An 11861-nucleotide genomic window follows, 5' to 3' on the forward strand; every position below is an offset into this window, starting at 1 on the left:
GGTGGATTATTTTTCCCTCCACCATGGTCATACTTATCGTAATATTGGAATCAAACAAAAGTAAATCGGCGTCCATTCCTTCCTGAATGGCGCCTTTTTTATTGTCAATTCCCATAATGCGCGCAGGCGTTTGACTTATCATTTTTACAGCTTCCAACAACGATACGTCTGCTTTTTGAAGCATGGTTCGGACCAATCGGTCCGCCGTAGCTACACTTCCGGCAAAGGAACTTCGATCTGGTAATTTGGCCACATCATCTTCTATAATCACCTTCAATCCGCCTTCTTTGTGCCCCAGCATGCTCTCTCCTTCCGGCATACCTGCACCCCGCATGGCATCAGTAATCAAAGCAATCTTTTCAGGACCCTTTACTTTATAAATAAGTTTTAATAAAGGAGCAGGAAGGTGGATTCCGTCTGCGATAATTTCTACGTCCAACGCATCCAGAAGCAGGCTGCTTTCAATCACCCCCGCGTACCGAAAGGCATTTCTTCGGGTAACTCCAGACATACCGGAATACAAATGCGTTGAAAGGGTGTATCCTGCTTCGATGGCAGCAAGAACTTCCTCGTAAACGGCATCTGTATGTGCCATGGCTGCCAAAACACCTTTTTCACGTAACCTTCTTCCGAATTCCAGCGCTCCCTTTCTTTCCGGAGCCGCACTCCATCGGGCAATGAGGTGGGAATGCGCCAAAATCTCTTCGTACTCTGCCGGATCGGGATCCCGAATGTATCGCGGATCCTGGGCACCGCGTTGGTTCATCGCAAAGTAGGGACCTTCCAGGTGCATGCCTAAAAACACAGCCCCCCGATCATTTGCCTGCTTTGCCTTCTCATAGATCTTAAGCAATTCCAATAACTGCTCCCGGGTGCTGGTTAGCGAAGTCGGTACCATCGCTGTGGTCCCGTGCCGGGCATGCATGCGGGCTATTTCTAAAAAACCTTCCAGGTCTCCGTCCATAAAATCATGCCCTCCTCCACCATGCACGTGCAAGTCGATGAAACCCGGCGAAACATACCTCCCCCGGGCATCGATCGTATCAACTTCAGGTAGCGATCTGTTGTCACCAAAAATACCCTCAATGCACCCGTCTTTTATCAGGACGGATGCATTGTAGCGTATTTCAAATGGAGTAATTACATTACCATTGATTATCTGTAGGAATCCGGTTTCCATCAGGTTTGTTTCAATATCAATTTATTGGTCTTTCTTCGGAGAAATCAACTGCAATTTTTTACCGGTAAGATGACTGATGACGGCCACCAAACCAAGGATAATGAACAGTAACAAATCCAGTCTTAACCCAAAATACATGTCGGGGATAAAACCAGCCAGCGAACTTAGGAAAACAAGTAATCCGGCCAGAGACAGATAGATAATTGCCGGGGAAACTTTTCGATCACTGAGGATACCCAGAATAATCATGGGGCCCATAATTCCGGTACCTGCAAAACTTACCCTGGCCAGTAACACCAACTGGTCAAAGACGATAATGGAAAAAAAGAAAGCGATGATGGAAAAAACAAAAATGCCAATCTTTGTATTCCGCATAATGCTATTTTCACTGCCACGCAACAAGCCCCTAAGTTCCGAGCCCAATGCAAATATTTGGGCATTGGTAGTGGACAATCCTGCCGCAATCAAACCTATGATCGCTAGGGCCGCAACAGCATCCGGTTGATCATAGAGAAAGGCATTCGCAAAGAATTCGTCCCTTCCATACTCAGAATACAAATCAGCCCCATACATCCCTATGAAAATGGTAGGCAAAATAACCAGGATGGCAAAAGCACCCAGGGAAACCGCCATAAGCTGCATGGTCTTCATGCTTTTCATAACCACAATCCGGGTAGTAAACTGAGGCTGGGTAACGGGAATCATCAAAATAGCTATCAGGGAAGCAATCAAAAATTGAGGAGTCAAAAGCCCTTGCGGTCCGGGAGTGGATAACAAGTCTTCTCGTACGGTGCCAATTTTATCGAACATAGGACCGATTCCGCCAAAATGATTAAGACAAGACCAGCCGATAATCCAGATGACGACCAATAAGAGCAGTCCCTGAATGGCGTCACTGAAAATGATTGCCTTCAACCCTCCAATTTCACTGTATATCAACATAATCAATACGATGCCTGCTGACCAACCCCAGGCCGGAAAGGACCCGGGAAAAGCCGCATCCATAAAAATGGCAATGCCTTGGATCTGAATTCCTACGTAAGGAATAAGAAATAGAAACGCACTGAGAAAAAAAACATATCCAGCAAGCTTGTTTTCGTAGCACCTGCTGATTAGCCCGGAAACACCTCTGAACTCCATGCCTTTGACCTTGTTCCGTATATGAAAGCCGAACCACAGGAGCAAAAACACCATGGCTCCATCGGATACGGCTAGAAATATCCAAGCCCCTACGCCATTAATCCGGAAAAAATCCGGCATACCTAAAAAAGTAAAGGTACTGAAAAGCGCCGCCGCAAAGGTCAGCACACCAAGTGTCAGTCCAATATTGGATCCCGCCATCATAAACTCTTCGGAGGACCTGTTTTTCTTATAGGATTTTAAAGAAGCGAAAACCAAAAGGCCTGCATATATGAGGCCAAATACCCATACCCAGAATATCATACGTCTTCCTCCTCATTTTGCATACCTGGATGTACCCGCGTTCCGATGTAGGTGAGGACAACCAAAAGTACCGTGATAATAAAACTGGTCCATAAACTGTAGGGTACACCTGCTAATTCCGGCGTAGCAATTCCCTGCGGTATGACCAAAGGGGTAAAGGTTAGGATGCAAAGGAAAATCGCGGCGATACAACATATTTTCCAATAGAGTCTCTTTTTTTCCATTTGAATTGGGTTTAGGTCATTTAATTGACAATATACAATTGTTGACCGAAATTGAACAAAAATTTATTAAAACAGGCAACTGGCAGAAATAAAGTTCGTACCAATTACCCTCTTTTTATAATCTGGGGATGGTCAATCCACCGTCAACCATAATCACCTGGCCTGTTGAATAAGGAAAATCACCTTTGGCCAGCGCAGCTACAGCCAGACCAACATCCTCTGGTAGGCCCCACCTGGCCTGCACACAAAGCCCTTCGCCAAGAAGTTTGTCATATTTTTCTTGAACACCGGAGGTCATATCGGTTGCTATGATTCCCGGTCGGACTTCAAATACCGGAATATTGAATTCTCCAAGCCTCACGGCAAAGAGCTGGGTAGCCATACTCATACCGGCCTTAGCTACACAATATTCTCCCCGATTAACAGAGGCCACCGTGGCAGAAATAGAAGAAACATTAATGATAGCGCCTTTGAAGTCGGGCTTCTCCTTTTTCTGAGAAATCATCCGGTTAGCAGCTAACTGCGAAAGAAAATAGGCTGAATGCAAATTCGTTTTCAAGACATAGTCAAAACTTTCTTCGGAAGCCTCTAGAATGTCTTTTCTCTCTTTAGGGGCCACACCGGCATTATTTACCAAGACATGCAGACGGCCATAATGACTATCAATGGCATCGATAATCCCCTGCCTGTCTGCAGCACTTCCTACATCTCCTCTGCAATACAGTACTTCTGCCCCCAACGCCCTTAACTCATCCAGGCTGTCTGCAGTATCTTCTTCCTTTCGCATGCCGTTAATAGCCAGATCAAATCCTTCTTTTGCAAGACACCTGGCAATCCCCAGACCGATACCTCTTGAACCACCGGTAATCAGTGCTACATTTTTCATAGTCATCAAATCTTAAAGTTCAGGAATGTCGACCCAGGCTCTTTTCGCCCAACTTTCAAGGCCTTTCTCTGCCAACTGCACGCCCCTTGCACCTGCTTTCATATCCCAGGGAAAGGGTTCATCGGCAACAACGTGTTTTAAAAACAACTCCCATTGCACTTTGAAAGCATTGTCCATGGGTTCCTGTTCTGGAACTTTAGACCATCCTTCATAAAAGTCAATTGGCTGAACGATATCCGGGTTCCATACGGGCTTGGGGGTGTTGCCATAATGTTGAATGTAGCATTCCCTAAGCCCGGCTACTGCCGATCCCTTGGTGCCATCCACCTGAACCGTCAACAAATCATCTCTCCTGACACGTACCGTCCAGGAGGAGTTGAAATGGGCGATGATATCTCCTTCCAATTCAAAGGTGGCGTATGCGGCATCATCTGCGGTACATGTATAGGGTTTTCCCTGTTCGTCTACCCGTTCCTTGATATGCGTAGCTCCGGTACAAGATACGGCTTTTACCTTTCCAAATATATTGTCTAACACATAACGCCAGTGGCAAAGCATGTCTACGATGATGCCTCCATCGTCTTCTTTCCGGTAGTTCCAAGACGGTCTCTGCGCGGGTACCGTGTGTCCTTCAAAGACCCAGTATCCAAACTCCCCTCTTACAGAAAGGATCTCACCAAAAAAATCATTTTCAATCAGACGCTTTAATTTCCTAAGACCGGGCAACCATAGTTTATCCTGGACGACTCCATTTTTTACTCCGGCTTTATTACAAATATCATAAAGCTCCAGCGCAGTGGCGGTATCCACTGCTACCGGTTTTTCGCAGTAGACGTGTTTTCCGGCCTTCACGGCTTGTTTGACTGCATCGGCTCTGCGGCCGGTAGTCTGAGCATCAAAATAAATACTGTACTGCGAATCCTGCATGACCGCATCCAAATCGGTAGTATATTTTTCCACACCGGACTTTTTGCTGAGGGCCTGCAACTTGGCCTCATTTCTCCCCACCAAAACCGGGTCGGGCATGATGGTATCCCCATTTGCAAGTTTTACGCCACCTTGCTTGATAATTTCAACGATGCTTCGCATCAAATGCTGGTTGGTGCCCATCCTGCCGGTGACACCATTCATGATAATTCCTACTTTATGTTCCATATGTAATCCTATTTTACTAGCAATGATAATAACTTTTTACAATTTCGCTTAAAAACTCCTTTTGGTCTCGGGCCCAGTGACGGTCCGAAAAGATTTCCACTTCATTAAATCCGGAAAAACCTGCCTCTTCAGCCCATCCACGAATCGTAGGGATATCGATACAGCCCTCTCCCATCAATCCACGATCATTGAGAAAGTCTACCGTCGGACTCATCCAGTCACAAATATGAAAAGCAAAAAGGTTTCCGTGGCTGCCGCAGCGAAAAAGCTCCTCTTTGAGGTCCGGATCCCACCATAAATGGTACACGTCCGCTGCCACACCTACATGGTCAGAACCAATCGCCTCCGCCATTTCATTGGCCTGACGCAAGGTATTGACCGCCGAACGGGTGTCTGCATACATCGGATGCAAGGGTTCAATGGCCAGTTTGACTCCATTTTGCATGGCATGTGGCAATACTTTTTCAATTCCCTCCCGGATCTGCTTTCTGGAAATTTCCAAAGATTGTCCCGGATCTGCTCCACAAACCAAAACGATCATGGGGGCGCCCAGCGCTGCCGCTTCATCGATTGCTTTGAGATTATCCTGGATGGCCATATCGCGGTCCTTTTCTGAAACTGAAGGAAAGAACCCTCCTCTCACCAGAGAAACAATCTCCAACCCATGACTTCGGAGCCGATCGCCGGCAGCCGCTATATCCCGGCCACCTAAATATTGTCTCCATACAGAAATCCCTTTGACTCCGGCCATTTCATAATTCTCCGCCGCTTCTTCCAGACTCCAGTGTTTGGTAGTGATGGTATGAACGCAAAGCTTGCTTAGATCTTTGATGGGTTTTATACTCATGATAGACAGTTAAAGAACGTGTAATAAGGGTCCTTATCAATGATCCGCTGGACATACAAGGCTAGTTCCCGTGCGTGATAATCACCCCACATACTGGACTCGTTGCAGGCAATTTTCTGTCCTTTGGGCACATTGTCCCAACCATTGGGCTGATGATAAATGGAATGCAACAAAATACCCTGATGATTTTTGTCCGTACTTAAGTAAGGCTCTTCCAGCAAGGTGCGGAGGACGGTGAGCCCTGCCTGCCAGTATTTTTTAGCTTTTTCCGTTTGTCCTTTTCGCTGCAAGTAATGACCCAATCGCAGCAATCCCTGGGCGCCTATAGCTGCCGCAGTACTATCTACAGGCTCATAAGCATTGTAGGGATCGGCCGGATTTGAAAGGTAGTCACCCAATTTATGCAGGTTTGGAGCACCTGTATCCCAATACGGAACGCCGTCTATTGGCGTATGGTCAATATAGAAATCACAACTGGCTGTGGCAGCCTTTAGTAAAAATGCCTCAATTTCAACTGGTGAGCCATATGCCTTCAAAGAATCATCGGATAAGTTGTCAATATATTCCAACTCCTCGGCAAAGCCACACATAGCCCAGGCCAATCCCCTGGTCCAGGTAGAAAACCCAGTATATCCCTGCTGGGCATTGGGACAGCGGTAATTACCATCTCGCGTATTGAAGACACTTTCATGAGCTGTACGTCCCCATACATCGTACCTGTCCCTGCCTTCTCCGTAATACACTGAATAATCGGCCGTGGCTTTGGCATGTTGAAGGCCCCGGACAAGTAAATTCACTTTTTTGTCATTTTCTTCCTGCAACACATGTCCCAAACTATAGCTAAGCATCAGAATCCGTACGGTCCGGATGGTATCTACAAAAAGAGAATGTGGCCCGTTAAACGAATGAATAAATCCTCCATCCTTAATAGGGGTCCATCGACTGGCTTGTACTGCGCCAGAGATTTTAAGGGCTAATTCATAGAAATTCTTCTCCCATTCGTTATAGGGAATTTTTTCTTCCACCATTAACCGCAGGAGATTGCCATAGGTACTCACATTATTAAATCCATGGTCATGTACTCCGGTATGACTGATATGCGGAGCCATCAGTTGCAGGGTCTTCATTTTACCTTTGTCCAAAAAATCCATGTCCCCGGTAGCATCGAACTGCAAGATGGAAGAGCCAAATTGAAAGCCTTGGGTCCATTCTGTCCATCCCCGGGTCGTGTATTTTCCATTTACAGTAAATACCGGTGAACCCTGATTTTGAGGGTATTCTTTTTCAATCGATTTGATTTTTTCAGCAGAAAGCTGCCAAAACCGCCCCAAGCTCTTTTTCAGGTCTTGGGCTTGAATTTCAGAATCTATTGCTATCATTATTTTTATGGGTTTAAATTTGTTTGGGATAATGTCATCTGGATGTCAAATTCAAAATTTAAATCGGAAATGGTGTATTGAATCTTGCACTTTTTATTTTAAAGGATAAAGCTACCTCTATATATCATCATTATAAAGGTATTTTTTAAGTTAAAGCTGGTACTTTTCGTTCTCAGACTTCCTGAAGTCCGATGGGGTTTTCCCCGTTTTCCTTTTAAAAATTCGACTGAAATAGGATGGATCCTGGTAATTAAGCTGATAAGCAATCTCCTTGTTGGAAAGATCAGTATAAATCAGGTACCGCTTTGCCTGGAGCATAAGCCGGTCAAGGATCACCTCACCGGCAGTGAAGCCGGTGATATTTTTGACATATTTATTTAAAACTGATGGAGACATGGCCATCATGGAGGCATAGTCTTGCACCTGATGTACCTGTCGAAATCGCTGTTCTACAAGCGCGTTGAATTGCTGTACAAAAGCAAAATGAGGATCCAATGTTTTGTTTTTATCTGCGAAGTACCGCAAATAATACTGTTTGCATTTAATCAGGAAGATTTGCAAAAAATGGCGGAGAATCTCCGACGTAAATCCATCCCACCGCAGGTATTCTTTTCTTATAGAAACTATCAAATGCAAAAGCTCCTCAAAATCATCCCTGCGAAGATTAAGGATGGGTACGAGGGTAGGATTATTGAAAAAAGGCAATGCAAATAGGATATCTTCCTGACCGGCCTCTACCCCATAAAATTCTCTTGAAAAGACCATTAGGTAACCATGGTAGTCATTTTCGCGGCTTATCAGATGGATTTGCCCCGGAGAAAGAAAGTGCACACTATTGGAATGAATCGGGTGTGATTCAAAGTCTATTTCATGTTTCCCTGCCCCGGTAATAAAGACACAGATTTCATAGTATTTATGGCGGTGAGGTCGATTCGTTTCATGGGGGTAGGTGCTATTCTGAATCGTCTTTCCCTGTACTTCATAAATTTGAAATGCCCGCGGGTTGGTTATCTTCGGCATTTCATAGGTTTTTATCGGCTCTCCTATAGACGTTTGTGGCATTGGGGCCCAAGATAAGGAAAAATGGAAAAAAACCCATTTACAATTCGTCAAACAGATACTCGTTGAAACCGAAAATATTATAGATATTAAAATTTTATGCTTGTAAATTTATTTATAATGTAATTTTTTAAAATATTTTTTATATTATTTTCAAATTATAGCTCAATGTATTACCTTTGAAATATCAAATAAAGACAAAGGGTCTTTTTACAATGTAGGATGATGAAATTGGCAGACATACCCTCCTGTCTCGGGGGTGGGGAGTCCAGTAAAAAGCAAATAGCGAGCTCGTATTTTGCCTAACTGCCCCGTGGAGGTTCGAGTCCTTCTCCTACAGCAGGTTATTTTGGGTTTATTGTTAATTGACTAAAGCTATGAGACATTGTTTCATAGCTTTTTTGATTTTATGCCTGACGGGTTACCGTCCTTACCCAAATTTCCAATTCAGAAAACCTAATTTGTAAAATGCGCCAGCGGGCCTGAAAGTCCTCATGAATACTTCCCGCAGATGTTCCTCCGGAATCAATCCAGTATAAGGGATATTGAGTCTGCTTTGGTCCGAACCTTCAACCAGGATCTGAGACGATCCGTTTCCTGTTTTTCCGGAGTATTGGAAAATGTAGCAACTGCGATCAGAACCGTATCCTGCCTGTTTTCCGTTAGATTAGCGACCACAGATCGGTTTATTGAGAAGGCTATGAGGTCTTCATGGTGTATTTTGGCTTCTCGCGCCAGATCCGCCACCATACCCGTAGAAGCCGCGTATTTTGCCACCTCTCTTTCTAAGAACGCAATTTTTTGGTCCTTACCCTGAATCATGGCTTCATTTCGCTCGTAAAGATCTTTTAGCACGTCTGAGCGCAGCATATTGATATCCATTCCGGAATCCCCGCTCTGTTTGACCAACAAATACGTTTTATTTAATTTAAACGTTTTTGTCTTTTTTTGAATCATGGATATTTCCTCCTCCCCTATTCGCTTGCCCACCAACGCCAGCTCAATAATGCTGCTATCGGGTTCGTATTGGAAGTTGCTGGTGATAATTTGCGTGCTCGGAAAATCAAATTCTGCCTGAACAAACTCTTTGGCCGACTTCTCCCATAGTGTTCTTTTAACAATGTTATAAGCCAGGTAAATACTGGGCACAATGGTAATAATGATGAATATACTAATGTAATTGCGCACCCGCCTTTCCCTTTGGCTATCTATAAATTCCTTTTTAGGAAAGCCCATAAACCGAACAATAAGGTAAGTGGACAAACTGATAAATACGGAATTTATAAAAAACAGGTAAAACGCCCCTAAAAAATAATAGATATTCCATGTGGCCAATCCATATCCTGCAGTACACAAAGGAGGCATCAGGGCAGTGGCGATGGCTACTCCCGGAATGGCATTACTTTTTTCTTTTCTTGAGCCAGCTATAATTCCTGCCAATCCACCAAAAAGAGCGATCAGAACATCCCAAATGGTTGGCTCTGTTCTGGCAAGTAATTCAGACTGGGCATCGTTTAGCGGGGTAAATGAGAAATACAGCGTAGAGGTCATGATACTGATCAAAACAGCAATCCCCAGATTCTTCATGGATTTTTTTAACAACTCAAAATCATTGATACCCGCCGCCATACCGATACCCATGATGGGTCCCATTAAAGGAGATATTAGCATGGCTCCTATGATTACAGCGGTAGAATTGACATTTAAACCTACCGAAGCCACCAATATGGCAAATATCAGAATCCAAAGATTAGCTCCCCTGAATTCTACATTTTTTCGTATGTATTCGATCGTCTCAATTTCATCTTCTTTGCCTTCATGAAGATCAAATCTGTCGCGGATAAATGTCAGAATCCCCGCTATTTTTTCTGACAATGCGTTTAGCTGCTGTCGGTCGTTTTTCATCAGATTCGTTAAAAGAAACCCCTACAAGTTATCTAAAAAACCATTTACTGGAAAAAATTTAGCGGAAACAAAAAAACAGGAGAAATTCTCCTGTTTTTTATTTTGAAAACTAAACCAACTATTATTTAACTACCATAATACAAACAAAATTAATAATAACTGACTGAAATCAAAATTTCCTGGAAAAAAAGTGAACAATAATTTATTTTTTACTACCCACTTTGTACAGAATGCCCAATGCCAATGCCTGACTAACCTGTACACCTGGATCCTGGTCGAGGTCATATATCGAAATTCCCGTAAAGGTGACATTAATGATGTTTGTAATCTTAGCTGTCAGAGTCAGGTCTAGCCGGTGATCGATGGAGTCAAATGCTAGCGTTTCGTAATTGGCAAACAGCGCATAGCGGGTTTTAAGATTCAAATTTTCGGACAAATTCTTATCCAAGCTTGCAAAAACTTGCATAGCTAACCATTCAATTCTAACAGTCTCCCCAGCTGGTACGCCGTAATTTGACGGTACATTGTCAATAATTTCTGAATCAGTTACAAAAGTAAAACGGGGGGACAGGGGTCCTATCCGTACAAAAAAGGTTTCATTGGGTTTGTATTCCATCCCCAGGGATGAGGTCAGGAAACCTGGAGCCATAAATTTTGAGATCAAAGATTTGGTTCCATCATCGTTAAAAGTATAACCCTCAGCAAACTGGGTAAGGTAGTTAGCGGAAAAATACGCCGACCACCTTTCAGACAATTGGTAACCCAATTTTGAATCCAGAAAAATCCGGTCATTGGACTTTCGTGTTTCCTCTCCCTCATTACGGACAATTCCAAACAATAATTCCAATTCATTATCCCAGGAGAATTTTTCCTTTCTATAGGCTGCCTTTCCGGCAACCAAACTTCCGAAAGCAACGGAATTGACGCCCCCCGCCTTCCAGTTGCTACTAAATCCGGCCTGATTGAAATTAAGGCCGGCACTGAATTCGGATTGCCAGAAGGTGGTGTCATTTTCAGCTGCAGGAGTTTCTACTTCCTGCGCTACTAATACATGGCACGATAAAACCGATGCGAATAAACTAAATAGATAGATTTTCATTGAAAATTTATTTGGATTTAAAGTTTAAAGTGACAATTTGTACAAATGTTTCAAAGATATACCTTTAAATTTGTGCTTTCAATCATAAATAATCCGCAAGTTTATGGAAAATAAAACAGAAGAAACACTCATAGTCCGGGATTTTCTGGCCAGGCAGCGAACCAAATTAGCAAATGACCGTACGCTTTTGTCCTATATCCGAACGAGCTTATATTTTATCGTCAGCGGAACCGCCTTGATAAAAGTAAATGACCTGGAAAATGTGAAAGAGCTGGGGTATTTTTCATTCCTGATTAGTTTGGTATTATTAATCCTTGGATTTATAAATTTCTTTAGATTAAAAAGGAAATTGAATAAGGGGAAATATGAAAAAATGTGATTTTCTTAAGTGGCCTGCAGTTAATACATAAATTTGGTAGGTTATTTGCAGCATACGACATAGAACCAAATTTTTATAACCATGAAAATATTAGGAATTATTCTTATTGTAGCGGGTATCGTTATGTTTCTAGTCACCGGAATTTCCTATACCACGGAAGAAACGGTAATTGATGCAGGACCGCTGGAAGTAAACGCAGAAAGTGAAGAATCGCTTAACTGGCCGCCCTACGCTGGTGGAATCGCGGTAATTGCGGGTTTTGTTCTGCTGGCAGTAGGTAGAAAAAAATAGCTACCCAGTACCTT

At 43.4% G+C, this 11861-nt stretch carries 12 protein-coding genes; 2 read left to right on the forward strand and 10 right to left on the reverse strand.

Annotation, left to right across the window (positions count from 1 at the left end):
• The 10 genes from nagA to GKS34_RS14540 form a co-directional block, all read right to left on the reverse strand.
• Positions 1-1180: N-acetylglucosamine-6-phosphate deacetylase (gene nagA, locus GKS34_RS14495; RefSeq protein ID WP_163385637.1), on the reverse strand; the 1180-nt coding region annotated here is incomplete at its 3' end.
• Positions 1181-1201: 21 nt separating this feature from the next.
• Positions 1202-2623, reverse strand: coding sequence for a sodium:solute symporter family protein (locus tag GKS34_RS14500; RefSeq protein WP_163385639.1), 1422 nt, complete (start codon positions 2621-2623; stop codon positions 1202-1204).
• Positions 2620-2847: a hypothetical protein gene (locus tag GKS34_RS14505; protein ID WP_162340417.1), complete on the reverse strand. Its 228-nt coding sequence runs from the start codon at positions 2845-2847 to the stop codon at positions 2620-2622. Before GKS34_RS14505 ends, GKS34_RS14500 begins: the two co-directional genes overlap by 4 nt.
• Before the next feature lie 115 nt (positions 2848-2962).
• The gene (locus GKS34_RS14510; RefSeq protein ID WP_163385640.1) at positions 2963-3733 is read right to left on the reverse strand and encodes a 3-ketoacyl-ACP reductase; all 771 of its coding nucleotides are present in this window, start codon (positions 3731-3733) and stop codon (positions 2963-2965) included.
• A gap of 12 nt (positions 3734-3745) precedes the next feature.
• Positions 3746-4888 carry a Gfo/Idh/MocA family protein gene (locus GKS34_RS14515; RefSeq protein ID WP_163385642.1) on the reverse strand — a complete coding sequence of 381 codons (1143 nt, stop codon included), beginning with the start codon at positions 4886-4888 and terminating at the stop codon, positions 3746-3748.
• A 16-nt stretch (positions 4889-4904) separates the two neighbouring features.
• On the reverse strand, positions 4905-5735 hold the full coding sequence (locus tag GKS34_RS14520) for a sugar phosphate isomerase/epimerase family protein (RefSeq protein WP_163385644.1): 831 nt from the start codon (positions 5733-5735) through the stop codon (positions 4905-4907).
• Positions 5732-7114 carry a glycoside hydrolase family 88 protein gene (locus tag GKS34_RS14525; protein WP_163385646.1) on the reverse strand — a complete coding sequence of 461 codons (1383 nt, stop codon included), beginning with the start codon at positions 7112-7114 and terminating at the stop codon, positions 5732-5734. Before GKS34_RS14525 ends, GKS34_RS14520 begins: the two co-directional genes overlap by 4 nt.
• 150 nt (positions 7115-7264) lie before the next feature.
• Positions 7265-8134: a helix-turn-helix domain-containing protein gene (locus GKS34_RS14530; protein ID WP_240459309.1), complete on the reverse strand. Its 870-nt coding sequence runs from the start codon at positions 8132-8134 to the stop codon at positions 7265-7267.
• Positions 8135-8698: 564 nt separating this feature from the next.
• Entirely contained in the window at positions 8699-10078 is a 1380-nt protein-coding gene (locus GKS34_RS14535; RefSeq protein WP_163385649.1) for a TIGR00341 family protein, read from the reverse strand.
• A gap of 202 nt (positions 10079-10280) precedes the next feature.
• On the reverse strand, positions 10281-11177 hold the full coding sequence (locus tag GKS34_RS14540; protein WP_163385651.1) for a DUF3078 domain-containing protein: 897 nt from the start codon (positions 11175-11177) through the stop codon (positions 10281-10283).
• Between the two features lie 103 nt (positions 11178-11280).
• On the opposite strand from GKS34_RS14540, the gene GKS34_RS14545 reads away from it, so the two are divergent.
• Together GKS34_RS14545 and GKS34_RS14550 are read left to right on the forward strand one after the other, a co-directional pair.
• Positions 11281-11556, forward strand: coding sequence for a DUF202 domain-containing protein (locus GKS34_RS14545; protein WP_163385653.1), 276 nt, complete (start codon positions 11281-11283; stop codon positions 11554-11556).
• Between the two features lie 81 nt (positions 11557-11637).
• The gene (locus tag GKS34_RS14550; RefSeq protein ID WP_163385655.1) at positions 11638-11847 is read left to right on the forward strand and encodes a hypothetical protein; all 210 of its coding nucleotides are present in this window, start codon (positions 11638-11640) and stop codon (positions 11845-11847) included.
• Positions 11848-11861 lie beyond the last annotated feature (14 nt).

The sequence above is a fragment of the Cyclobacterium jeungdonense genome (assembly GCF_010994275.1).
In the GTDB taxonomy this organism is placed as follows: Bacteria; Bacteroidota; Bacteroidia; order Cytophagales; family Cyclobacteriaceae; genus Cyclobacterium; species Cyclobacterium jeungdonense.